Source organism: Amycolatopsis alkalitolerans, assembly GCF_006152065.1.
Classification (GTDB): Bacteria; Actinomycetota; Actinomycetes; order Mycobacteriales; family Pseudonocardiaceae; genus Amycolatopsis_E; species Amycolatopsis_E alkalitolerans.
Genome location: NZ_VDFW01000002.1, coordinates 220248 through 242075, shown reverse-complemented (window position 1 = coordinate 242075; position 21828 = coordinate 220248). Strand labels below are relative to the sequence as shown.

26 protein-coding genes are annotated in these 21828 nt (G+C 69.6%); 8 read left to right on the top strand and 18 right to left on the bottom strand.

Going from position 1 to position 21828, the window contains the following annotated elements; genetic code table 11:
- Positions 1 to 26: 26 nt before the first annotated feature.
- Positions 27 to 170 (bottom strand): hypothetical protein, encoded by a 144-nt coding sequence (locus FG385_RS33755; RefSeq protein WP_160148712.1) that lies wholly within the window; start codon positions 168 to 170, stop codon positions 27 to 29.
- 377 nt (positions 171 to 547) lie between these two features.
- Here FG385_RS33755 and FG385_RS03205 point away from each other — a divergent pair, with 377 nt between their 5' ends.
- Positions 548 to 1042 (top strand): hypothetical protein, encoded by a 495-nt coding sequence (locus tag FG385_RS03205; RefSeq protein ID WP_139095066.1) that lies wholly within the window; start codon positions 548 to 550, stop codon positions 1040 to 1042.
- A gap of 30 nt (positions 1043 to 1072) precedes the next feature.
- Positions 1073 to 1351, top strand: coding sequence for a P-loop NTPase family protein (locus tag FG385_RS03200; RefSeq protein WP_139095065.1), 279 nt, complete (start codon positions 1073 to 1075; stop codon positions 1349 to 1351).
- A gap of 225 nt (positions 1352 to 1576) precedes the next feature.
- Here FG385_RS03200 and FG385_RS03195 read toward each other — a convergent pair whose 3' ends face one another.
- Genes FG385_RS03195 through FG385_RS03185 form a run of 3 tightly spaced genes read right to left on the bottom strand, consistent with a single transcriptional unit; the run spans position 1577 to position 4488 of the window.
- On the bottom strand, positions 1577 to 2806 hold the full coding sequence (locus FG385_RS03195) for a metal-dependent hydrolase family protein (protein ID WP_139095064.1): 1230 nt from the start codon (positions 2804 to 2806) through the stop codon (positions 1577 to 1579).
- Positions 2807 to 2832: 26 nt separating this feature from the next.
- Entirely contained in the window at positions 2833 to 3588 is a 756-nt protein-coding gene (locus FG385_RS03190) for an alpha/beta fold hydrolase (RefSeq protein ID WP_139095063.1), read from the bottom strand.
- A 15-nt stretch (positions 3589 to 3603) separates the two neighbouring features.
- The gene (locus tag FG385_RS03185) at positions 3604 to 4488 is read right to left on the bottom strand and encodes a fumarylacetoacetate hydrolase family protein (RefSeq protein WP_139095062.1); all 885 of its coding nucleotides are present in this window, start codon (positions 4486 to 4488) and stop codon (positions 3604 to 3606) included.
- A gap of 131 nt (positions 4489 to 4619) precedes the next feature.
- Here FG385_RS03185 and FG385_RS03180 point away from each other — a divergent pair, with 131 nt between their 5' ends.
- Positions 4620 to 5282 carry a FadR/GntR family transcriptional regulator gene (locus FG385_RS03180; protein ID WP_139095061.1) on the top strand — a complete coding sequence of 221 codons (663 nt, stop codon included), beginning with the start codon at positions 4620 to 4622 and terminating at the stop codon, positions 5280 to 5282.
- Here the strand turns inward: FG385_RS03180 and FG385_RS03175 are convergent.
- Both FG385_RS03175 and FG385_RS03170 read right to left on the bottom strand, forming a co-directional pair.
- Positions 5279 to 6637 (bottom strand): 6-phospho-beta-glucosidase, encoded by a 1359-nt coding sequence (locus FG385_RS03175; protein WP_139095060.1) that lies wholly within the window; start codon positions 6635 to 6637, stop codon positions 5279 to 5281. The two genes, FG385_RS03180 and FG385_RS03175, sit on opposite strands and share 4 nt — an antisense overlap.
- Positions 6634 to 7380: a DeoR/GlpR family DNA-binding transcription regulator gene (locus tag FG385_RS03170; RefSeq protein WP_139095059.1), complete on the bottom strand. Its 747-nt coding sequence runs from the start codon at positions 7378 to 7380 to the stop codon at positions 6634 to 6636. Before FG385_RS03170 ends, FG385_RS03175 begins: the two co-directional genes overlap by 4 nt.
- Positions 7381 to 7453: 73 nt before the next feature.
- Here FG385_RS03170 and FG385_RS03165 point away from each other — a divergent pair, with 73 nt between their 5' ends.
- On the top strand, positions 7454 to 8389 hold the full coding sequence (locus FG385_RS03165) for a carbohydrate kinase family protein (RefSeq protein ID WP_160148711.1): 936 nt from the start codon (positions 7454 to 7456) through the stop codon (positions 8387 to 8389).
- 262 nt (positions 8390 to 8651) lie between these two features.
- Here FG385_RS03165 and FG385_RS03160 read toward each other — a convergent pair whose 3' ends face one another.
- From FG385_RS03160 to FG385_RS35545, 4 genes are all read right to left on the bottom strand, one after another.
- Positions 8652 to 9512 carry a sugar phosphate isomerase/epimerase family protein gene (locus tag FG385_RS03160; protein WP_139095057.1) on the bottom strand — a complete coding sequence of 287 codons (861 nt, stop codon included), beginning with the start codon at positions 9510 to 9512 and terminating at the stop codon, positions 8652 to 8654.
- Entirely contained in the window at positions 9509 to 10522 is a 1014-nt protein-coding gene (locus tag FG385_RS03155; protein ID WP_139095056.1) for a Gfo/Idh/MocA family oxidoreductase, read from the bottom strand. The genes FG385_RS03160 and FG385_RS03155 overlap by 4 nt, the downstream gene beginning before the upstream one ends.
- On the bottom strand, positions 10519 to 11445 hold the full coding sequence (locus tag FG385_RS03150; RefSeq protein WP_139095055.1) for a TIM barrel protein: 927 nt from the start codon (positions 11443 to 11445) through the stop codon (positions 10519 to 10521). The genes FG385_RS03155 and FG385_RS03150 overlap by 4 nt, the downstream gene beginning before the upstream one ends.
- Before the next feature lie 78 nt (positions 11446 to 11523).
- Positions 11524 to 12171 carry a PfkB family carbohydrate kinase gene (locus FG385_RS35545; RefSeq protein WP_407645448.1) on the bottom strand — a complete coding sequence of 216 codons (648 nt, stop codon included), beginning with the start codon at positions 12169 to 12171 and terminating at the stop codon, positions 11524 to 11526.
- A 110-nt stretch (positions 12172 to 12281) separates the two neighbouring features.
- Here FG385_RS35545 and FG385_RS03135 point away from each other — a divergent pair, with 110 nt between their 5' ends.
- The 3 genes from FG385_RS03135 to FG385_RS03125 all read left to right on the top strand — a co-directional run bounded on the left by FG385_RS03135 (position 12282) and on the right by FG385_RS03125 (position 15761).
- Positions 12282 to 13334: a LacI family DNA-binding transcriptional regulator gene (locus FG385_RS03135; protein WP_235022353.1), complete on the top strand. Its 1053-nt coding sequence runs from the start codon at positions 12282 to 12284 to the stop codon at positions 13332 to 13334.
- 158 nt (positions 13335 to 13492) lie between these two features.
- On the top strand, positions 13493 to 14392 hold the full coding sequence (locus tag FG385_RS03130; RefSeq protein ID WP_139095054.1) for an AurF N-oxygenase family protein: 900 nt from the start codon (positions 13493 to 13495) through the stop codon (positions 14390 to 14392).
- Between the two features lie 4 nt (positions 14393 to 14396).
- Positions 14397 to 15761: an FAD-dependent oxidoreductase gene (locus FG385_RS03125; RefSeq protein WP_139095053.1), complete on the top strand. Its 1365-nt coding sequence runs from the start codon at positions 14397 to 14399 to the stop codon at positions 15759 to 15761.
- On the opposite strand, the gene FG385_RS35245 is transcribed toward FG385_RS03125, so the two are convergent.
- From FG385_RS35245 to FG385_RS34665, 5 genes are all read right to left on the bottom strand, one after another.
- Positions 15742 to 15873 carry a hypothetical protein gene (locus FG385_RS35245; protein ID WP_268815896.1) on the bottom strand — a complete coding sequence of 44 codons (132 nt, stop codon included), beginning with the start codon at positions 15871 to 15873 and terminating at the stop codon, positions 15742 to 15744. The genes FG385_RS03125 and FG385_RS35245 overlap by 20 nt on opposite strands.
- A 400-nt stretch (positions 15874 to 16273) precedes the next feature.
- The gene (locus tag FG385_RS34245) at positions 16274 to 16462 is read right to left on the bottom strand and encodes a Rossmann-fold NAD(P)-binding domain-containing protein (protein ID WP_200834273.1); all 189 of its coding nucleotides are present in this window, start codon (positions 16460 to 16462) and stop codon (positions 16274 to 16276) included.
- Positions 16459 to 16992 (bottom strand): SDR family NAD(P)-dependent oxidoreductase, encoded by a 534-nt coding sequence (locus tag FG385_RS03120; RefSeq protein WP_200834272.1) that lies wholly within the window; start codon positions 16990 to 16992, stop codon positions 16459 to 16461. Before FG385_RS03120 ends, FG385_RS34245 begins: the two co-directional genes overlap by 4 nt.
- The gene (locus tag FG385_RS34670) at positions 16989 to 17291 is read right to left on the bottom strand and encodes a hypothetical protein (protein ID WP_235022352.1); all 303 of its coding nucleotides are present in this window, start codon (positions 17289 to 17291) and stop codon (positions 16989 to 16991) included. The genes FG385_RS03120 and FG385_RS34670 overlap by 4 nt, the downstream gene beginning before the upstream one ends.
- A gap of 153 nt (positions 17292 to 17444) precedes the next feature.
- On the bottom strand, positions 17445 to 17696 hold the full coding sequence (locus tag FG385_RS34665) for a hypothetical protein (RefSeq protein ID WP_235022351.1): 252 nt from the start codon (positions 17694 to 17696) through the stop codon (positions 17445 to 17447).
- 95 nt (positions 17697 to 17791) lie between these two features.
- On the opposite strand from FG385_RS34665, the gene FG385_RS03110 reads away from it, so the two are divergent.
- Positions 17792 to 18535: a GAF and ANTAR domain-containing protein gene (locus FG385_RS03110; RefSeq protein ID WP_139095052.1), complete on the top strand. Its 744-nt coding sequence runs from the start codon at positions 17792 to 17794 to the stop codon at positions 18533 to 18535.
- Here FG385_RS03110 and FG385_RS03105 read toward each other — a convergent pair.
- The 3 genes from FG385_RS03105 to FG385_RS03095 are packed head-to-tail and all read right to left on the bottom strand — an operon-like array spanning position 18517 to position 21811.
- Complete coding sequence (locus FG385_RS03105) at positions 18517 to 19380, bottom strand: GAF domain-containing protein (RefSeq protein WP_160148710.1); 864 nt, start codon at positions 19378 to 19380, stop codon at positions 18517 to 18519. The two genes, FG385_RS03110 and FG385_RS03105, sit on opposite strands and share 19 nt — an antisense overlap.
- A 14-nt stretch (positions 19381 to 19394) precedes the next feature.
- Positions 19395 to 21200, bottom strand: coding sequence for a CheR family methyltransferase (locus FG385_RS03100; RefSeq protein WP_139095050.1), 1806 nt, complete (start codon positions 21198 to 21200; stop codon positions 19395 to 19397).
- The gene (locus FG385_RS03095; RefSeq protein ID WP_139095049.1) at positions 21200 to 21811 is read right to left on the bottom strand and encodes a chemotaxis protein CheB; all 612 of its coding nucleotides are present in this window, start codon (positions 21809 to 21811) and stop codon (positions 21200 to 21202) included. Before FG385_RS03095 ends, FG385_RS03100 begins: the two co-directional genes overlap by 1 nt.
- Positions 21812 to 21828: the final 17 nt, after the last annotated feature.

Sequence of the window (21828 nt, the reverse complement as noted above, 5' to 3'; positions counted from 1 at the left end):
CACCGCCACCGCCGCCGTGGCGGCCGTCAACCGGACGCGTGGCCACGAAGCCAGGCGGCCAGCTCGGAGGTCGCGGCGTTCGGGTCGGAAACCAGATCGCCGCCCGCCAGGGGATGGTCACGGGCGGCCAGGACGGCCTGCGCCTCGCGCCGGCTGTGGCCGAACCGCATCGAAAGCAGCGTTCCCCGGTGTGCGTGGCAGAACGGCGCGATCGCCTGACCAACGAAAATGCCGTTGCTCGAACGCCATGCTGACGCCGACCCGCACGCGGCCCCGGCCGCCGTGATACAGGCCGTCCAGCGTCGCCCGGAGCCGGTCCTGTTCGGTCAGCATCGTGACCGCGGCCCGGTAGACCGCGGGCCGCCGCCGAGTAGCCGTTGCGCTCGACCACCGTGACGAACACCAGCAACTGGAACAGGTCCAGGTTCACCCGCACCACCGGCGATGCTCAGGTGAGTGCGACATCCTCGAAGGTTGCCTGCCGCACCCCGTCCGGGTCCACCAGTTGACGCGCGATCATCCACCGCTGGGTAGTCTCGTACATCGAGTGTGGACGGCGGACAACATCTGGCAGCTCACGGCCAGGGCCGGTGACTTCGCGAGCCGGTACGGCTGGACGTGGACCCAGTTCGACTTCTCGGCCATCCCGACCGTGACGTACCAGGGCGTCGCACTCCAGCGCAGCGCGCTCGCCGCCCCGTCAGGCCTGCTGACCACCACCGTGACCGACCCGGCCAAGGCGGCGCCGCGCGACAGCGAGGGCAGGCCGCTCGAACCGTTCGTCTCCGCGGCGGCCGACGGCGTCGCGGACGGAACCCCCGTTCGTATCACCGGCTGCGGCACCCTCGACGACGGCTCGCCCGTACCGGCCGCGACCTGCGGCCGGCTGTCGCGGGCAAGCTGGCGGATCCGGGACGAGTTCACCCCCGGCCTCGGGGGGAGCGATCGTCTCGATGTCTACCTCGGGCCGGAGACCGGACCGGGCTTCACCGACGGGCCCGACTACGTCACCCTGATCGGAGCAACAGTCACCCTTGGCTGACCCGGGATCAGGCCGACTTGACTGTCCACAATGAACGCCGTGGCGGTCGCGCGCAGCTCGGTGCCGGCCTCGATCTCCGCGTCCCCGGCCCTCGCGGCGCAAGCGGATCCGCCAGTGCGACTCCGCGCTCGCCGACAACGGATCGTCCGAGCGGATGCGGTAGGTCTCCGCCGCTTCCTCGTCGTAGGCCAGCCCGGGATCACGACGCCGTACGTCACCCACGACCAGAGCGAGGCGCCGGCGGTCTCGGACGTGATCACCGCGCTGAGCGGAGTGTTACCGTCGCCGTGGCTGCCGCGGCACCACTGAACTCGCCGGCAACAGCCCTGTCGGAATGCGCTCGCCAACCGAACGCCGCGACCCGTCCCCCGCAGGTTAACCGCGCCCGACAACCCGCGAGAATCAGGACAGCGAGTCCGACACTCACGGCCGCGAGTTCGCCGTAGGCCCACCGAGTCCGGCCCCCATTGTCGAACTCGGCGTCCCCAACGTCGAACTCGGCGTCCTGAACGTAGATCTCGGCGGGAGTGGGGACTAGGCGGGGGGTTTGTGGAACTTGCCGTCTTTCATGATGGCGTGCAGGCGGGTGTGGTCCTGCAGGATCGTGATGTCCGCCAGCGGATCACCGTCGACCAGCAGCACATCGGCGAGGTAGCCGGGCTGGACCTTGCCGAGCTCGTGCGGGCGCATCATGATTTCCCCGCCCTGCGCGGTCGCCGCGAGGATGGCCTCCATCGGCGTGAACCCGAGCAGGTCGACGAAATGCGCCAGATCCCGCGCGTACGTCCCGTGCGGGGTCCAGGCGAAGCCGTAGTCCCCGCCCGGCAGGACCCGGATCCCGCGCCGGTGCATCTCCCGCAGCCCTTCGATCGCCGTGTCCAGCTCCAGTTTGTACCCGGCGGCTTCCGCGGCCTCCTGCGGATAGCCGAAGGACTCCGCCTCGTATAACGTCGCGATGAGCCAGTTGATCGCCGGCGCCACGAACACCCAGTCCTTGTTCGACTCCAGCATGTCCATGCCCTCGGCGTCGGTGAAGCTGGCGTGGTAGATGATCTCCACCTTGTTGCGCACGCACATCTTCACGCTCTCCGCGCTCCGCGCGTGCGCGCACACCCGCTTGTTGAAGCGGTGTGCCTCGGCCGCCGCCGCGGCGACCTCCTCCGCCGAGAAGAACGTGTCGCTCGCGTGCAGGTCGCCGGTGAACTCCTCACCGGTCATGGACAGCTTGATCTGGTCGACCCCGATGTTGACCAGTTCCCGCACGGCCTTGCGCATCTCCTCCGGGCCGTCCGCGAACTTGGTGATGGACTTGACGATCGCGCCGCCGGTCACCGCGATCTCCGGGCCGTTGGCCAGATACCGCGGCCCCGGCACCCGCCCCGCGTTGATCGCGTCACGGGTGACCACGTCGAGCCGCTCCTTCGCGGACGCGGCGCCGAGGCACATCGTGTAGCCGGAGTCGAGGTAGGTCCGGGCGGATTCCAGGCAGAACAGCAGATGTTCCTCGACCGGGGTGTTCCCCAGCCCCTCCAGATCCGCCGAGTTGTTCCAGGAAAGGTGCGTATGCGCGTCGCACAGACCGGACATCAGTGTGCGGGCGCGCCCTTCGACCACCCGCGCGCCTTCGGCACGGGCGGAGTCGATGGAACCGACGGCGGCGATCCGGTCGTCCTCGATCAGCACGTCCCCCGGGTACGGGTCGGCGCCCGTGGAATCGAGGATGCGGACGTCTCGGAACAGGATCTTGCTCGTGGTCGCGGGCATCGTTGCCCTCCTCCTCGTTGAGGCGATTACAGGAACTTGCGCAGATGTTCGGTGACGGCCGTGGCGGCTTCGAGCGCGGTCCAGTGCCCGACGCCCGGCAGGATGTCCACAGTGGAGTTTCCGTGGGCGAGTTCATGGCTGACCTCCGGCGGGCCGACCTTGTCCTCGTCGCCGGTGAGCAGCAGCAGCGGCAACGCCGGGTCGACGGGACCGGGATCAGTCGCGCCCGCAAGGGCTTCGCAGTTGCGGGCATAGCCTTCGGCGTCCTGGCGCATCACCAGCTCACGCACGAACGCGGCGACTTCCGGCTTTTCGCGCCGGGTGGTCTCGGAAAGCGCATTCGCGACCACGCCCGGTGCGACGGCGGCCGTGCCTTTCTCGCGCAGGACCGCGGCGCGGTCACGCTGCGCCTGACGGCCCGCCTCGGCCGGTTCGCGCACGGCCCCGAGCAGCGCGAGCGCGGTGACCATGCGCGGGTACTCGGCCGCGAACACCCGCGCGACGAGCGTGCCCATCGAGTGGGCCACGACCGCCGCCGACTCGATGCCGAGGCCGTCGAGCACCGCGGCCAGATCGTCGGCATGCGAGGCGATACTGATCCCGTCCGCGAGCCCGGAACGCCCGGCCCCGGCCGAGTCGACCCGGATCACCTGATGCGTGCCGGCGAGCGCGCCGGCCTGCACCTGGTAGAAGTTCGACGTCCCGCCCAGCCCGTGGACGAACAGGACCGCGGGGCCCTCGCCCTCGATCTCGACCGCCAGTTCCTTGCCGTTGACGAGCATTGCTCTCCTTTCGTTTCAGGCGACCCGGTTGCGCAGTACGCCGAGACCGGTGACGGCGACTTCCACGACGTCGCCGCTGACCAGGAATTTCGGTGGGGTGAAGCCGATCCCGACACCCGCGGGCGTCCCGGTCGCGATGATGTCCCCGGGCAGCAGGGTCATCCCCGCCGAAAGGGTCGCGATCAGGTCGGGGATGTCGAAGATCAGGTCCTTGACCAGCGCCAGCTGCCGGTTCTCCCCGTTGACGGTGGTCTCCAGCTCGAGCCCCGCGATGTCGGGCACCTCGTCGGCGGTGACGGCGTACGGGCCCATCGGGCAGTGGGTGTCGAGGGATTTGCCGAGCAGCCACTGCTTGTGGTCACGCTGCAGATCCCGCGCGGTCACGTCGTTGAGCATCGTGTAGCCCCAGACGTGTTCGTAAGCGCTTTCCCGGCTGATCCCGCGGCCGCCGCGGCCGATGATCACCGCGAGTTCACCTTCGTAGTCGAGCTCGTTCGTGACGCCGTGGTGCGGATCGATGTCGTCGTACGGGCCCGTCACCGCCGTGGTGGCCTTCGAGAAGATGATCGGCTTGTCCGGCAGCTCCTCCGACCGGCTCGGCGAGTCGTAACCGCTGCGGCCGAACTCCGCCGCGTGCTCGCGGTAGTTCTTGCCGACGCAGTAGATATCGCGCCGTGGCACGGGAATCGGCGCGTGCAGCCGCACGGAGTCCAACGGCACCGCCGGTTGCCCCGCGGCCTGCCCGGCGAGTACCGGACCGAACTCGGCCCAGCGCTCGATCACGGCGAGCAGGCCGGTGTCCGGCGGCAGCAGCGCGCTGACATCCCGCACCAGCCCCGCCTCGGGCTCGGCGGCGCCGACCAGCGTGCCGGCCCCGGCGGAGAAGGTCACCAGCTTCATGCAGAACCAATCTGAACCAATAAGAACCAATCTGACACCCGTCGACCTTACGACTACGAGAGGAGTTACGTCCATACCCTGGATGCGATGGGATTATTGGTTTCAATTGGTCAGCACGGTAGAGTGATCCGGTGACGACCGTCGAACAGTCGCTGCGGGCCTTGCTGAGCGCGGCCGCCGAGGAGGGCACGCTCTCGCCCGGGACGAAGCTGCCCACCGAACGCGATCTCGTCGAGCGGCTCGGCGCACCGCGCAGCGCGGTCCGCCGGGCGCTGGAAGTGCTGGAACGCGAAGGCGTCGTCAGCCGGCACGTCGGCCGCGGCACGTTCCTCACCGACAATGCGCTGCGCCGCCTCGATGGTGCGCCGGCCGACACCAGCCCGGCCGAGATCATGCAGGTCAGGCAGCTGCTCGAACCGCAGGTCGCCACCTTCGCCGCCCGCGTGGCCACCCAGGCCGATCTCGACCGGATCCGCGAATGCCTGACCGCGGGCGGATCCGCCGAGGACTTCGACGGTTTCGAGCGCTGGGACGCGAGGCTGCACCGCTCCATCGCGACCGCCGCGCACAACGGCCTGCTGATGAGCATGTTCGACGTGATGAACACGGCCAGATCCCTGCCGGTGTGGGGCAGCCTCAAGCGGCGCACCTCCACGCCCGAGCTACGCCGCTGCTATCACCGTGAGCACACCGAAATCGTCGAAGCGCTCTGCGATCGCGACCCGCTTGGCGCGGGCGAGAAGATGCGGCGGCACCTCGACCACGTCGCGGATTCCTTGCTGGGCCGGCATTAGCGGGTGAGCACGGCCGCCACTTCGGGGATCCGGTCGAGGTAGCCGGCCAGCAGATCCTTCGCCACGGTCACGCTGTCCACCAGCGGATGCAACGCGAACGCTTGCAGCGCTTCGGTTTTCGAGCCGGTCAGCGCCGCGGCAACGGTATGCCGCTCGACCTGCTTGACCTGGGCCATGAGCCCGGTCTGATGCAGATCCGGCTGATCGGCGGTGAGCGGGTGCACCCCGTTCGCGTCGATCATCGTCGGCACCTCGACAACCGCGTCCTCCGGCAGGGCCGCGATGGTGCCGCGGTTGCGCACGTTGAGGATCATCGCCTGGCGCTCGTTGCGGCTGATGGCCGCCATCACGCCGAGCGCGACCCCCGCATAACCCTCGTCCGCCGGATCCGGGCCGCTCTCCTCGGCCCGCCCCGGCCGGTCCTGCGTGCCGCCCTTCGCCTCGGCCATGTACGAGGCACTGCGCCGCGCAACCGTCGCGCGCCACAACTCGGCGACGCCGTCCACGGCCGCGGCGGCGCGCTCGTAGAACTCCGTCTGGGTCCGCGCGAGGAAGTCGCCGCGCGTCTCGCCCGAAGCGACGATCGACCGCACCGCGTCCCGGTTGAAGTAGTAGTAATACAGGTACTCGTTCGGGATCGCGCCGAGCGCGCGGATCCAGTCCAGGCCGAAGACCTGACCCTCCTCCATCGCGCCGAGCCGGTCGTCGTCGGCCAGAAGCCCGGGCAGCACGTCGCGGCCGTCGTAAAGGACGCGGCGCATCCAGCCGAGGTGGTTGAGCCCCACGTAGTCCATGTGCACGCGGTCGGGCTCGAGCCCGAGCAGCCCCGCCACGCGGCGGCCGAGGCCGGACGGGGTGTCACAGATGCCGAGCACGCGATCGCCCAGCACCGTCTGCATGGCCTCGGTGATGATGCCGGCCGGGTTGGTGAAGTTCATGACGAACGCGCCCGGCGCGAGTTTCTTGATGGTGCGAGCCGCCTCGACCATCACCGGAATCGTGCGAATCGCGTACGCGAGCCCGCCGGGCCCGGTGGTTTCCTGCCCGAGGACGTCGAGGTCGAGCGCGACATGCTCGTCGCAGCGCCGCCCTTCGAGGCCACCGACGCGCAGCGCGGCGAAGACGTAGTCGCTGCCTTCGACCGCCTCGGGCAAGTTCGTGGTCGCGGTCAGCCGTGGCGCGTCGGGGAAGCCCGCGGCCAGTTCGGTGAGGACCGCGACCATCACGCGCAGGCGGACCTCGTCGACGTCGTAGAGCGCGACCTCCTCGACCCGCGGAGACGCGGTGTCGCGCAGCAGCGCCTGGTAGACGTGGGGCGTGCGGAATCCGCCACCACCAAGGACGCAGAGCTTCATACGGCAACGACCTCTCCCCCGGCGTTCCGGCACAGTGCGAGCGTTGCTCCGGGCGCGCCCGGCGTCGTGACGAGCACGTCGATGTCGGCGAGCGAGCACAGGCGCAGCGCGCCGGTGCCCGGGAAGTTCGTCTCCGGCGCCAGCAGCACCACCCGGTCGGACGCGGCGATCATCGACTGTTTGCTGGGCGCCTCGACCGCCAGGTCGTCGACCACCTGCCCGTTGGCCCGCACCCCGGTGCAGGACAGGAACACGAGGTCGGCGTTCACCTGGCCGAGCGCGAGCTCCGCCAGGGAACCGACCAGGCCGCGGGAGCCACGGCGGACGACACCCCCGAGCAGCACCAGGCGAACGGCCTCGTCGTCACGAAGCTCGTCGAACACCGCGAGGTTCGGGGTGACTACGGTGATGTCGTGGCCGTGCAACCGCCGCGCCACGAGCGGGGTCGTGGGACCGAGGTCGAGGATCACCACGGTGCCACCGGTCACCATCTCGGCGGCCGCGTCGGCGACGCGGGAGGTCAGGCCGGCGTCACGCATGACATGCTTTCCTACGGCCACGCCCGGCTTCCGCACCGCGCCGCCGTAGGTGCGGGTGAGCTCGCCGTTGCGGTCGAGAATCTCGAGATCGCGCCGGATGGTGGACTCGCTGACGGACAGGGCCTCGGCGAGCTCGCGGACCGACGCGGCGCCGTCGGCACGAAGCGTGCTGACGATGCGATTCTGCCGGTCCCGCAGGATCATGCCCGTATCGTATCCATCAGATGCGCGAAGTCGAGCAAACTCGTGCAAAGTCGAGCAGCCGGAGGAGAAGCCTGTGACCGCACCACCCCCGGGCGCCGAACTGCTGTTCGCCGGCGACATCTTCTGCGATGTCATCTTCACCGGTGTCGACGCACCTTCCGCCGGCACCGAGGTCTTCGCCGACGGCTTCCGGATCAGCCCGGGCGGGGTGGCGACCCGGGCCGTGGCGGCCGCGAGGGCAGGCGCGCGCACGAAGCTCGTCTCGCGGCTCGGCGACGACCCGCTCGGCGCGCATGTTCGCGCGGTGCTCGCCGCGGAACCCGGCCTCGACACGAGCCTGCTGGAACGCGTGCCCGGGTATCAGAGCCCCGTCACGGTGTCGCTGACCGGCGCGCGGGACCGGAGCTTCATCACGTATCAGCGGCGGCTCGGCCACCTGCGGCTGCCCGGGAACCTCGGCCCGATCGGCGCGACCCATATCGGCATCGCGCGCGGTATCCCGCCGTGGGTGTCCCGGCTCCGCGCGGCCGGCACGAAGATCTTCGGCGGCGTCGGCTGGGACGAGACCGGCGCCTGGTCACCGGAGGTGCTCGACCGGCTCGCCGAGATCGACGTGTTCGTGCCGAACGACGTCGAAGCCATGCGCTACACCCGCACCGGCGACGCGGTGTCCGCCGCGAAGGCACTGGCCGAACGCGTTCCGCTGGTCGTCGTCACGCGCGGCGCGGACGGCGTCGTCGCGGTCGACTCCACCTCCGGCACGCTCATCGAACTGCCTGCCGTCCCGGTGGACGTCCGGGACCCGACCGGTGCCGGCGACGTCTTCGTCGCGACGTTCATGGCTTCGGCCCGCCACGAGTGGGACCTGCGCACCCGGCTCCGCTTCGCCACGCTGAGCGCCGCCATCTCCGTCACCGGCCTCGGCGGCGCGACCAGCGCGCCACGACCCCAGGATCTCGCCGCCTTCGTGGCACGGCACCACCCCGAAGGCGCCTGGTCGTTCCTCTAGCCAGGCGTGTTTGCCGCCGCGGGGTGACTTTCCTCTAGCGTTTCGTGATCTTGTTGTCTTTGCGCGCGGGTGTGTTTGTTTGCCAGGGTGCTGAGTTGGCCCTTGGCGTCGCTGAGTTGGCTCGGGGCGTTATCGAGTTGGCCGGCCGCTGTCGCCGGGGGCAAAGTCAGCGACCGGACCAGCCAACTCGACACCGCAGCGGACAAACCCACCGACCCTATGGGCAAACACGGCAACGTAAACCGGACAGGATCACACGACACTAGGCGGCCAATTCCTGGGTCACGCGGTCGAGCATGAACCGGCTGGATTCGACGGCGCGGTCTTCCCAGGCGAACACGCAGACCGTCGCCACGCCGTCGAAGTCGAGGTCGCGCAGGGTGGCGAAGAATGCGTCCCAGTTCACTTCGCCCTGCCCGATGTCGAGGTGCTGGTGAATCCGCGCCGGGGTGCCGGGCGGGTTCAGGATGTACCGCAGGCCGGAGGACGCCTTGTGGTTGAAGGAATCCGCGATGTGCACGTGCCGCAGCTTGGGACCGGCGTAGCGCATCATCTCGGCGACGTCGCCCGCGCCGTCGGAGAGGTGGAAGGTGTGCGGCGCGCAGTACAGGTAGTTCACCCAGGGTTTGTTGACGGCACGGACCAGGTCCACCGCGGGATTGTTGAGCTCGCAGAAATCGTCGGGGTGCGCCTCGAGGTTCAGCGCGATACCTTCGCGTTCGAAGACCGGCAGCAGTTCCTCGATCGAGCGCCAGAACGCGGCTTCGCTTTGCGCCGCCTTCTCCGGGCGCCCGTTGAACTCGGAGTTCATCAGCGGGCAGCCGAGTTCGGCTGTCACCTCGATCATCCGCTTCCAGTTTCGCACCGCGGCCTGCCGCTCGTCTTCGTCCGTGCTGGACCATTTGTACAGCGGCAGCACGCTGGCGATCTTCACGCCCGTCTCGCGGAGCGCCTTCTTCAGTTCGGCGACCTTCTCGTCGTCGAACCGCGGCCGGAGGAAGAACGGCATGAAATCCTCGCGTGGTGAGAACTCGAGGTACTCGTAGCCGATATCGGCCACGGTGCGCAGGGTTTCCGCGATCGGCAGCATGCGGAACATGGTCGGGTCGATGGCGATCTTCATGGCCGGCCTCCGTAGAAGGCGGGCCGGTCCTTCAGCCGCACCGGCACGACACGGCCGCTGTGCAGCGCGTCCACCGTCGCGTCGCTGATCACCGCGGCGGCGTAGCCGTCCCAGGAGCCGGGCCCCGCCAGCCTGCCGTCCTGAATGGACGCCACCCATTCGGCGAGTTCCCGGTCGAAGGCCGCGGCGAAGCGTTCTTTCCAGCCTTGCGCTACTTCGGTCCGCAGTTGTCCCGCGGTGCGCAGCCAGACATCGGCCGGATCGGGCAGCCGGACGGTACCGGTCTCGCCGACGGTCTCGCACTGGATGTCGTACCCGTACTGGCAGTTCACGAACACTTCGAGGTCGATCCGCACCCCGCTCGCGGTCTCGAACAGCATGATCTGCGGGTCCTGCAGGTGCTCGAACCTCTTCGAGGTGCTGCGAGGTCTGAGCACCTGCGCCGAAACGATCTCGTCGTCCAGCAGCCACCGGATCGTGTCGATCTCGTGGATCGCGGTGTCCTGCGTGGCCATCTCCGAGTGGTAGGACTCGGGCGCGGCCGGGTTGCGGTGCGCGCAGTGCATGAGCAGCGGCGAACCGATCCCGCCTTCACCGATGACCCGCTTCATCGCGCGGTACCCCTGGTCGTAGCGGCGCATGAAGCCGACCTGCACCAGCCGGCGCCCGGCCGCCTCCTCGGCCTCGACGATGCGAAGGGCGTCCTCGGCCGTGGTGGCCAGTGGTTTCTCGCAGAACACGTACTTGCCGGCTTCGATCGCGGCCAGCACGTACTCGGCGTGCGTGGGGCCCCACGAAGTGACCACGACCGCGTCGACGAGCGCGTCGACGATCACGTCCTGCCCGGTGGGCAGTGCCCGGGCGCCCACCCCGGCGGCGACCTCTTTCGCACGCCGCGCGTCGACGTCGGTAACCGCGGTCACCTCGGCACCGGTGACCACGCCGGTCAGCCGCCGGATATGGTCCTGGCCGATCATCCCGGTCCCGATGACTCCGATGTGGACCGTCATACGTCACCCCGCAGGCCACGCGAGTTCAGGTACCGCCGGGTGCGCGTCGCGATGGGCAGCGGCACGTCCGGTTCGCACGGGTACAGATCCTGTTCCACGATCACGAAGACCTCCGCGTCCAGTGTGGACAGTTCGTCGATCACCTCGGCCGGGTTCGGCACCCCGGCCGGCGGCTCGACGCAGACCCCGAGCTTGACGGCCTCGCCGAAGCCCAGGTTCTCCGCCCAGACGCGGTCGAGGACCGCGGGGTCCATCTGTTTGATGTGGACATACCCGATGCGCTCGGCGTAGCGGCGGATCAGCTCGACGGCGTCGCCGCGGCCGTACGCGACGTGCCCGGTGTCCAGGCACAGGTTCGCATAGCGGGAGTCGCTTTCGTTGAGGTAGCGCTCGATCTCCGGCTGGGTCTGGATATGGCTGTCCGCGTGCGGGTGCAGCACGAGCCGCACGTCGTACTCCTCCAGCAGGATCTTGCCCAGCTCGCCGGCACGGCGGCCGAACGCGTTCCACTGCTCGGCGGTCAGCTCGGGGGACTCGGTGAAGCCGCCGGTCTTCTCGTCGCGGTACATCGGCGGGAGGTAGACCAGGTGGTGAGCCCCGGCCGCGGCGGTCAGCTCGGCGACCTTGCGGGTGGCGGCCACCATCTCGGCCCACTCGTGCGGGCGGTGCAGGGCACCGAAGATGGTGCCGCCAGAGACCCGGAGGCCGCGCGAGCCGACCTCGTCGGCCAGCCGTTCCGGATCGGTCGGCAGGTACCCGGGCGGGCCGAGTTCGAGCCACTTGTACCCGGCCTCGACCAGCTCGTCGAGGAACCGAGTGTAGGGCACCTGCCGCTCGTCGTGGGGGAACCAGACGCCCCACGAGTCGGGCGCGGTGCCCAGGCACAGGTTGCCGATGACGGCGCGCGTCGGTGCGGTGGTCATACTGCTCCTAGCTCGTGAGGGCGGCTCGGTGTGCGGCCGGCGCCGTTGATCCAGTGTTCGATGGTTTTCACGCTGCTCCTACAGGTAATGGCGCTGGGCTCGTTTGGTGGCCGCATAGGTCTCGTACGCCTTGGAACCGCGCGCCGGACCGTTGCGAGCACAGCGATTCCGACAGCGAACCGACCGAGGCGAACCCGGGTGGCACTGTCCCCAGTGGACACACGATGGCTGCCATCGAGCGCCCGTAGCCTGGAATAGCCCCAGCCCGCGGGCTGGGGCGCCAGGTCGTTCACCGCCCGTGCCCGGTCCGCAGGTGACCCAGAAGATCTTCGCCGCGCGGATCGGGCCGAAGTCCAGGTTTCCGGCCACGATGTCCAGATCGGGCGCCTTCGGGAAACGGTAGAAGTAGAGCGGGAAATCGTCCGGCGGGAAGATCTCGCAGAACGTCACCGGGGTCGGCAGCTGCGGCGACGTGCCGACGAACCGGTCGTCCACGCCGTAACCACACAGGGCACGGTGGATGAACCGGCCGAACGGATCGGCGCCTGTCTTCGTGATCACCGCGCACCGGCGGCCGTACCGCGCCGCGGCCGCGGCCACATTGGTCGCGCTGCCCCCGAGGTACTTGCCGAAGGACGTGACGTCCTCCAGGACCACGCCCGTCTGCAGCGGGTAGATGTCCACCCCGATCCGGCCCATCGTGACGACGTCGAACGCGCTGGTCACCCACACACCTCCCTGTGCCGGGGCGGGCCTAGCGCGCTCTACTAGCGCGCTCTAACACCCGGTACTATGGGCTCAGCCACCGCAGCCTGTCAAGACCTGCCGAGGGGACGATGAGCAAGGGAACCCAGGGCACCGCCGGTCCGCGCGGCCGCCCGACGATGGCCGACGTCGCGGCGCGCGTCGGCGTTTCGCGCGCGCTGGTGTCGCTGGTCTTCCGCAACGAACGGGGCCCGAGCGACGAGACGCGGGACCGGGTGTTCGCCGCGGCGCGGGAGCTCGGCTACCGGCCCGACAGCGCGGCACAGCTGCTGGCCCGGTCCCGCAGCAAGGTGCTCGGCGTGATGATGACGGTGCGCAACCCGTTCCACGCCGACCTCGTCGAGGGCATCTACCCCGTCGCCGAGGAACTCGGCTACGACATCCTGCTGGCGGCGGCCGTACCGACACGTGACGAGCGGGCAGCCGTCGAGGCGCTGTTGAGCCACCGGTGCGAGGGCCTGATCCTGCTCGGCCCGAACCTCGACGCGGACTACGTGGCCGACCTCGGGCGGCGCGTCCCGGCGGTCGTCGTCGGCCGCAGCGTCGCCGGCGCGGGGGTCGACACCGTGCACACAGCCGAAGCGCGCGGGGCTCGCGAGGTCGTCGATTACCTGGTCGAACTGGGCCATACGGAGATCGCCCACATCGACGGCGGCAACCGGCCGGGATCCGCGGAACGGCGCAAGGCCTACCGGGCCGCGCTGCGGCGGCACGGCCTGGAAACGGCGGCGCGGGTGCTGCCCGGAGACCAGACGGAGGAGTCGGGCGCGCAGGTGGCCGAGGCGCTGCTCGCCGACCGGGCCGGCATGCCGACCGCGGTGTTCGCCAGCAACGACCGGTGCGCCGTCGGGTTCCTCGACGCGATGAACCGGGCCGGGGTGCCGGTCCCGGACGAGGTCTCGGTCGCCGGCTTCGACGACAGCAGGCTCGCCCAGCTGTCGCATATCGACCTGACGACCGTGGCGCAGGCACCGGACCGGCAGGCCGACCTCGCCGTCCGCGCCGTGGTCACCCGCCTCGAAAACCCGGACCACGCGCCCGCCGACCACGTCGTGCAACCCAAGCTGATCGTCCGCGGCACGACGACCCGGCCACGGGCCAGCCGTACCGACCTTGGAGGTTAGGAATGCGGCTGGCGGGTGAGTGGCCGCCGAGCACCTTGAGGGATCCGTCATCGCCTCCGCCGGCTGGTGGCGGGGTGAACCGCTGACGGTTGGCAAGCCAGCCCGTTCGTGTTACCTTGGGTAACAGTAAATCGCGGTAACAGGTTCGGGAGACCCATATGACCAGCGTCGACAAGCAGACCCGCGGGCGTGAGGACGTAGCGCGCCGGCTGCTGGACTCCGCGCACACGCTGTCCTACGACCCGGCCCGCGAGGTCGACTGGGACACCCCGCTCGACACCGGCCACCACGGGGCGAGCCCCGAGTGGAGCACGCTCTACGGCACCGCGTACTGGGCCGAAATGACGCCAGGGCAGCAGCGCGAGCTGACCCGCCACGAGGCGGCCTCCGTCGCGAGCACCGGGATCTGGTTCGAGATGATCCTGCAGCAGATGGTGCTGCGGGACTTCTACGCGAAGGACCCGACCGACCCGGCGTTCCAGTGGGCGCTCACCGAGATCGCCGACGAGTGCCGGCATTCGATCATGTTCGCGCGGGGCGCGGCGAAGCTCGGCGCCCCCGCCTACCGGCCCCGGCGCCTCGTGGTCGAACTCGGGCGCGCGTTCAAGACGATCGCCTCCGGTGAGGCCGCCTACGCCGCGATCCTGGTCGCCGAGGAGGTCCTCGACGTCATGCAGCGCGACTGGATGCGTGACGAGCGGGTGGCGCCGTTCGTCCGCACCATCAACAACATCCACGTGGTCGAGGAGTCCCGGCACATGCAGTTCGCCCGCGAGGAGACCCGCGAGCGGCTCAAGGGCGCCGGCCGGCTGCGCAAGCAGATCAACGGCCTGGCCGTGGCCGTCGCCTCCTACTTCATCGTGACCAGCATGGTCAGCCGCGAGGTGTACGCCAACGCGGGTCTCGACGCCGAACGCGCGATCCGTGAGGCGAAGGCGAACGAGCACCACAAGTCGATGCTGCGCTCGAGCTGCGCGGGCCTGATGGAGTTCCTCGGCTCCGCCGGGCTGCTCACGCGCGCCGCGATGTGGTTCTACCAGCGCGCGAACCTGATCTGAAGCCATGGCGTTCGCGATCACCCAGACCTGCTGCAACGACGCGTCGTGCGTGTCGGTGTGCCCGGTCAACTGCATCCACCCGGCGCCGGGCGAACCCGACTTCGGCACCACCGAGATGCTCTACATCGACCCGCGCACCTGCATCGACTGCGGCGCCTGCGCGGACGCCTGCCCCGTCGACGCGATCTTCCCGGCGGACGCGCTCACCGGGGCGCTCGAGGCGTACTCGGAGATCAACGCCGCCCACTACGCGGACTCCGGCCTGCCCACGGCCGTGTCCCCCAACTTCCACGCGTGGGGCCCGCCGTCGTTCAGCCGGATCCTGCCGAGCGATTTCGCCCCGCTCGACGTCGCGGTCGTGGGCACCGGCCCGGCGGCGATGTACGCGGTCGAGGACCTGTTGCTGCACACCAGTTCCCGCGTCACGCTGATCGACCGCCTGCCGGTCGCCGGCGGGCTGGTGCGGTTCGGCGTCGCGCCGGACCACCCGTCGACGAAGAAGATCGGCGAGGTGTTCGCCCGGTTCCACCGCCATCCGCGGCTGCGCCTGAAGCTCGGCGTCGAGGTCGGGCGGGACGTCACCGTCGAGGAACTCGCTGCCCGGCACGACGCGGTGATCTACGCGGTGGGTGCGTCCTCCGCCCGGAAGCTCGGGATCCCCGGCGAAGACCTGCCGGGAAGCGTCGCCGCGACAACGCTCGTCGCGTGGTACAACGGGCATCCGGACGTGCCGCCGGACGCGATCGACCTGTCAGCCGAGCGCGTGGTCGTGGTGGGCAACGGCAACGTCGCGCTGGACGTGGCGCGGATCCTGACCGCGGACCCGGCCGGTTTGCGCGGTACGTCGATCGCGCCGGAAGCGTTGGCACGGCTGGAATCGAGCAAGGTGCGCGAGGTCGTCGTGCTGGGGCGACGCGGCCAGGAGCACGCCGCCTGTACCCAGCCGGAACTGCTGGCGCTCACCCGGCGCCCCGATGCCGACCTGCTCGTCGATCCACCGTTCGACTGGTCCGCGCCGCCTGCCGAAGGCCGCCGTATCGTCCTGCGCTTCCACTCCACCCCGGTGGAGATCCTCGGCGACAACCAGGTCCGCGGCGTCCGCCTGGCCGACGGCGTGGAGATCGCGGCCGGGCAGGTCGTGCGCGCGATCGGCTACCGCGGCACACCGCTACCCGGCCTCCCCTTCGACGAGACGACCGGCACCATCCCGCACACCGGCGGGCGCGTGCGACCCGGGACGTACGTCACCGGCTGGATCAAACGCGGACCGTCCGGCGGGATCGGGGCGAACCGGACCTGCGCGCGGGAGACGGTGAGCGGCCTGCTGGACGACGCGATCGCGGGACGGCTCACACGTCGTCCGCGGTGACCAGTTCAACGTCCTCGGGCTCCGGCTCCTCGGATCCATTGTGGACGATGCGCGGGTTCGCGGCGAGGTTCACCCGCAGGCGGAACACATCCGGCCGCGAGTAGTGCCCCACCGGGTCCGCGGCGGACTTGGCGATGGCGATGAGCGCGAAGTAAGGCTGCCGACGAACCTGCCCGGCCTCGTCGGTGCCGCCGCGAGCTGGACGAACGTCTCGCAGATCAGGTCACGCCAGTACTCGAACGCGCGCTCCACCGCCACCGCCGACGTGGACCATGTGCCGGCGGGGCCGGCGCATGGCGGGCCGCTCATCGGGACATGCGCCGCGGCTACGCGCCGTGCAACACTCCGTGACGCGGTCGAGCGGCTCGACGCCGGGACGCTGGACGGGCTCCGGCAGGTCCTGGAAGCACAGCGCGCGGGGATGGTCAGCCCGGTCGCGGCGCTGATCGACCAGCACACCGCGATCGCCGATCATCTGGCCGCCGGTGATCTCGACGCGAGCGCCGCAGCGATCAGTAGGCGAACAGCCCGCCGTCCACGGCGATCACCTTGTTCGTCAGGTAGGCGTTGGTCAGCATCGACAGCGCCATGCTCGCGACCTCGTCGGGTTCGCCGAGCCGGCCGACGGGGATCCGCACGGGGAGATCGCCCTTCGGCAGCATGCGGGTGCCGCTGATGAGCGCGGGCGCGATCGCGTTCACGTGACCCCGTTGCCCGCCACGCGCGGCGCGAGGTGATGGGTCAAGCCGTGCAGCGCCGCCTTGCTCGCCGCGTAGTGCGGGCCCACGAGGCCGCCGTTGAGCGCCGCGATCGAGGAGACGAAGAGGAGCCGCCCCCAGCCGCGCTCGACCATCGCCGGCAGCGCGGCGCGCGCGAGCAGGAAGGGGGCGCGGGTGTTGACCGCCATCGTGGCGTCCCACGTGCCGGTGTCGACCTCGTCCCAGTTCAGCTGCTTCCCGATGCCCGCATTGGCGATCACGATGTCGACCGCGCCCAGCTCGTCACGTGTCCGCTCGACGAGCCGCTCCGGCACCGCCGGATCGGCCAGATCCCCTTGCAGCAGCAGGGTTTTCACATCGACTTCGGCCGCGGCGCGGGCCGCGTCCTCGCGGTGGCCGGCGTAGGCGAGGGCCAGGTCGGCCCCGGCTTCCGCGAGCCGGGCGGCCAGCGCGGTCCCGATCCCTCCCGAGGCCCCGGTGATCAGCGCGACCCGTCCTTCGAACGGCTTCAACTCAGCTCCTTGTCGGCTCCTCCGTCCAGGGTGGCAGAGCTGAGCCGATCGGCAAACGCGGGCGTGCCGGCCGCGTCCAGGTAGCGGCGCACGGTCCGCCGGATGCGCTCGGCGTGCTGGTAGATGTCCTCGACGTGCTCGAGCGGGATCCGGGTTTCCACCTTGTCCTCGTCGAACACGCCCAGATACTTCCTGGCCCGGTTGAACCAAAGCCGCGCGATCGGCTTGCGGTTGTTGTCGTCGAGGAGGACGCCGAAATAGGTCTTCGTGTCTCGACCGAAAACGCGGGCCACCGGCACTTCGCCGCACGCGATCGCGCGTACGACCCGGTAGCGCTTTGCGCGTACCCGTTGGGTTCAGGAACCGGACCCACTCGTCCTCAGGCTGCTTGAACTGGGCGGCGAGGATCCGTTTGAGCTGCCCGATGTACTTGAGCTCACCGGCGGCGCTGATCACCGACCTTCGATCTTCAGCGCGTCGTTGATCTTCTTGACCTCGACGAGCACCTGCACCTGCCGGTCGTGGGCGATCGCGTAGTCGATCTTCTCGCCTCTCTTGGTCCCGACGTCGGCCGTGAATTCCGGGATGACCTCGGCGGGATTGAACACGTCGTAGCCGAGGACGGTGCTGATAAAGGGCATCACGAAGGCGTTCTTCGTCGCTTCCTCGGTCTCGATGCTCGCCTTGTGCTTCCGAATCTTCAAAAGCGCGTACGACCCGGCGACCACGACCCCGCCGGCCGTAAGATGGCGTGGCCGGGGAATCCGCGCGTGGCGAACCTGGGGCAGGGAGGTGCGTGGTGAGCGACACCGCACGATTGCCGATCAGGTTCGTCGAGGCCATGGCGGCGCTGGCGGAGAACATCGTGCTCGATGACGAGCCCGTGCGGCGGGCGGAACTCGTCGCCGGGCATGCCAAGGACCTGCTCGAGGTCGACGCCGCCGCCGTACTGCTCGACGACGGCGCCGGTGGCGTTCCCGACGGCCCGGCCATGCGCCGGCTGCTCCACCTGCTCCCCAAAGAGGGGCCGGCGCTGCACAGCCGGCAGTCCGGTCGTCCGGTCCGGCTTGCGGACGTGTCCGCCAGCGCGCCGCGGTGGCCGGCGTTCACCGCCGCCGCCCTCGCGGGCGGGTTCACCTCCGTCGACGCGATCCCGTTGCACTGCAACGACATCATCGAAGGCGGGCTGATCGTGTTCCGCAGCCGGCCGGGGCCGCTCACCGCCGAGCAGGACGCTACCGCCCGCAGCCTCGGCATCCATGCCGCCACCCTGCTGTCGCTCACCCGGGACCTGGACCAGCAGAAACGGTTGTCGGCGCAGCTGGAGGGCGCGCTGTCCAGCCGCGTCGACATCGAACAGGCCAAGGGCATCCTCGCCGCGCGCCACCGTATGACCCCGGATCAGGCCTTCGCCGCGCTGCGCGCCTACGCCCGCAGGCACAACCGCCGCCTGCACGACCTGGCACGTGAGGTCGTCAGCGGCCGGTTCGACCTTCCCGGTCCGGGCCCGGTGGCTTCCGAGCGCTACCTGAAGCGGAGCTGACCGCTCATCACCCGCGCCGCGACGGTTTCGATCGGCTCGCCCTCGGCGAAGGCGTGGGCCTGGATGAGCGCCAACGCGTCGGTGAGGGAACAGGCGCACTGGACCGAGACCGACCCGGTCGCCTGGTTCACGACGGGCTGGCGGTCGGTGTCCGCGAGCAACGGCAGTTCGTCGGCGAGCAACACGCTGCGCGTCAGCGCGTCCGCGACGGCGCCGAGCTCCGGGACCCCCTCGTGCCGGGTGAACGGACGGCGACGGAACACGGCCAGAGCACCGAAGCAGTGGTTTTCCGTGCGCAGCGGGGCGGCGGCGACCGACCGTATGCCGAGCCGCCGCATCGCGGGTCCGTAGAGCGGCCACCGCTCGTCGAGCGCCGCGTCCATGACCGCGACCGGGCTGCGCCCTGCCGTGGCGTCGCGCGCCGGGCCCTCACCCAAAGTGGACTCGAGGTCGTGCGCGGTCCTGGCCACCTGGTCCGAGGCGGCCACCAGCGCCTCTGACCGGTGGTCGCCCACCAGGGTGACCAGCGCGCTGGGTGAACCGCTGATCTCCGCCACGGTCGTCATGAACGGGGGCGGTCCGTCGCCGGACCAGTTGTCCCGCCACTTCTCCAGGCGCCGGGCGTACGCCGCGTGGATCTCGAACGCGGCACGGTGACGGTTCTCCATCACCCGGTGGAGCCGCACCATGTTCTCGTGAAACGAGCGCATCGCAGCCGGACCACGGGTGATCTGCTCTTCATGACGTGCGGCGACGGCGGCCGCCCGGGCGGCCCGCTGCCGCTCGTCGTCCGCGCGCTTCCACGCCGCCGCGACACTGTCCCCGGTTCCTCCGGGCGGTTCCACGGCGTCGAGCATACTCAATCCCGCTGAACCTCCTCCATGAGCAGAACCACGCCGTTGGTCTGCCCGTCGAGCGGCGAGCAGCTCACCAAGCAGGTGATGGCCCGCCCTCTACGGTTCACCGCGTCGACATGTATGGACCCGCTCGGTTCCTTCGTCGTGACGCACCGTTCGATGGAACCACGAAGCTGCTCGGTCGGCAGGCCGATGTCGAGGGCGAAGAACCCCTGCTGGTACACCTCGTCCGCGCGCAGCCCCCAGAGTTCCTGCGCTTCCCGGTTCCAGCTGCGGATCCGCAGGTCCCCGTCGAGCACCACCACGCCGGCGGCGACGCTGGCCAGCACGCCCTCCAGGAAGGTCCGCGTCTCCTCCAGTTCGGAGCTGCGGACCCGCATCTCCTCGTTCATCGTCTCCAGTTCCTCGTTACCGGACTGGAGTTCTTCGTTGGTGGTCTCCAGTTCCTCGATGCTGGACTGGAGCTCTTCGTTGGTGGTCTCCAGCTCCTCGTTGGTCGACTGGAGCTCCTCATACGCGGTCTCGAGATCTTCCCGGTGGCGTTTGAGGTCCTGTTGCAGCCGGGTCACGAAGGTGGTCTCGACGAAGGTGATGCTCGTGCCGATCCACAGGCTGTTCGTGTTCCACAGTGGCTGGATCAGCACCTCGAAGTACTGGACGTCGTCGCCGCGCCCGCGCTCCACCGAGGTCAGGCGGATCGTCCGCCGCTCGGTCCTGGCCTGCTCGACCAGGGAACGCAGCTCCGTGGGCCGGTAGGACACCTCGAGGTCCCGGAACGGGCGGCCGACGTCCTGGGAGGTGAGGCCGAACTGTCCCCGCGCCTGGCTGTTGATCAGGAAGACGGACTCGGAGTCGTCGAGCACGATCTGGGCATTCGGGGCGGCGTCCAGCACGAGGTCACGCAGCAAGCGGCGGCGGGATGCCTCCCGTACCTCCGTCCCCGCGCTGATGTCGAGCTTGACCGGTGCCGGATTGGTCGTCATGGCCCGGCCACCCCGGCGCCTGAAGATGCGCCGGCGCATGCTGACGACGTCGAACCGCCCGCTGTCAGACAGCAGCATCTCCGCCTTGCCGAGGAACAGGTAGCCGCCCTCGCGCAGGGCGAAGTGGAAACGGTCGATGATCTGGTTCTGGGTCTCGACGTTGAAGTACATCAGCGTGTTGCGGCACACCAGCAGGTCGAGGCGGGAGATCGGCGCGTCCCTGGTGATGTCGTGCCGCCCGAAGATCACCCGGCGACGGAGGTCGGGACGGAAGACGAACCTGGTGCCGGACGGCTCGAAGTACCGATCCCGCAGCTCCGTCGTGAGCGGCTCCAGCGACTTCGCCGGGTAGACCCCGCTCCTCGCCTCCTGGAGGGCTTCCTCGTCGACGTCGGTGCCGTAGATCTTCACCCGTTCGATGCACTCCTCGACGCCGAGCGCCTCGGAGAAGGCGATCGCCAGCGAGTATGCCTCCTCCCCGCTCGAACAGCCCGCGCTCCAGACGCGGATCTCCTTGCCCGTCCGCGTCAGCAGCTCGGGCAGGATGTCGCGTTGCAGGTAGGACCACGCTTCGGTGTCCCGGAAGAAGCTGGTGACGTTGATCAGGATCGAGTTGAAGAGGAAATCGAACTCCTCGGCGCTGGTCTCGAGCAGATCGCGGTAGTCGGAGTACTCGGTGGCGGCGACGTCCTGCATGCGCTTGCGGATCCGGCGCGCGAGTGAAGACCTCTTGTACCCGGTGAAGTCGAAGCCCCGCGCGTCACGGATGAAGCCGAGCAACGTTTCCAGGTCACTGTCGACTTTTCCGTCGGGATCGGTCGCCATCATGCGCTCCTCGCCTCGACCAGGCCGCTGATCACCGTGCTGATCTCGCCGAGGGGCAGCACGAAATCGACCGCACCGGTGGCGACCGCCGCGTCCGGCATTCCCCTGAACTCGGCCGACTCGGGATCCTCGACGATCACGGTCCCGCCTCGGTCCTTCACCGCGCGGACGCCCATCGCGCCATCGCTGCCGGTGCCCGTGAGCACGCACGCGATGGCCCTGGGGCCGTAGGCGCCGGCGACCGACTCGAAGAGCAGATCGGCGGAAGGGCGCAGAAAGTGCACGAGCTCGCTGCTGGACAGGGTCAGCACGCCCCCATGGCCCGCCAGCAGGTGATGGTTCGGCGGGGCGACGTAGATCCGGCCCGGTTCGACCCGCTCCTCGTTCTCGGCCAGTTTCACGGTCAGCTTGCACCGGCGACCGAGCACCTCGGCGATCACGGTTTCATGCCGGGGATCGAGGTGCTGGACGACCACGACGGGAACCGCGAACCCCTCCGGCAGCCCGCCTAGCACGCGCCCGAGCGCAACGATGCCGCCGGCCGAAGACGCGACCGCGACGATTTCGTACGGCTCGGTTCCGCCTGCGGGACCGAGCTGCGGTGAACCCATGGGACAAAGACTATGCG

Coding starts and splice junctions, on each gene's coding strand:
- FG385_RS03150 (WP_139095055.1), bottom strand. CDS start 11,445: ATGACCACCGCACCGACGCGCGCCGTCATCGGCAACCTGTGCCTGGGC.
- FG385_RS03095 (WP_139095049.1), bottom strand. CDS start 21,811: ATGGGTTCACCGCAGCTCGGTCCCGCAGGCGGAACCGAGCCGTACGAA.
- FG385_RS03185 (WP_139095062.1), bottom strand. CDS start 4,488: ATGAAGCTGGTGACCTTCTCCGCCGGGGCCGGCACGCTGGTCGGCGCC.
- FG385_RS03155 (WP_139095056.1), bottom strand. CDS start 10,522: ATGACGGTCCACATCGGAGTCATCGGGACCGGGATGATCGGCCAGGAC.
- FG385_RS03170 (WP_139095059.1), bottom strand. CDS start 7,380: ATGATCCTGCGGGACCGGCAGAATCGCATCGTCAGCACGCTTCGTGCC.
- FG385_RS03195 (WP_139095064.1), bottom strand. CDS start 2,806: ATGCCCGCGACCACGAGCAAGATCCTGTTCCGAGACGTCCGCATCCTC.
- FG385_RS03160 (WP_139095057.1), bottom strand. CDS start 9,512: ATGAAGATCGCCATCGACCCGACCATGTTCCGCATGCTGCCGATCGCG.
- FG385_RS33755 (WP_160148712.1), bottom strand. CDS start 170: ATGCGGTTCGGCCACAGCCGGCGCGAGGCGCAGGCCGTCCTGGCCGCC.
- FG385_RS03100 (WP_139095050.1), bottom strand. CDS start 21,200: ATGGCGACCGATCCCGACGGAAAAGTCGACAGTGACCTGGAAACGTTG.
- FG385_RS03200 (WP_139095065.1), top strand. CDS start 1,073: ATGAACGCCGTGGCGGTCGCGCGCAGCTCGGTGCCGGCCTCGATCTCC.
- FG385_RS03135 (WP_235022353.1), top strand. CDS start 12,282: ATGAGCAAGGGAACCCAGGGCACCGCCGGTCCGCGCGGCCGCCCGACG.
- FG385_RS03175 (WP_139095060.1), bottom strand. CDS start 6,637: ATGAAGCTCTGCGTCCTTGGTGGTGGCGGATTCCGCACGCCCCACGTC.
- FG385_RS03130 (WP_139095054.1), top strand. CDS start 13,493: ATGACCAGCGTCGACAAGCAGACCCGCGGGCGTGAGGACGTAGCGCGC.
- FG385_RS03190 (WP_139095063.1), bottom strand. CDS start 3,588: ATGCTCGTCAACGGCAAGGAACTGGCGGTCGAGATCGAGGGCGAGGGC.
- FG385_RS03125 (WP_139095053.1), top strand. CDS start 14,397: ATGGCGTTCGCGATCACCCAGACCTGCTGCAACGACGCGTCGTGCGTG.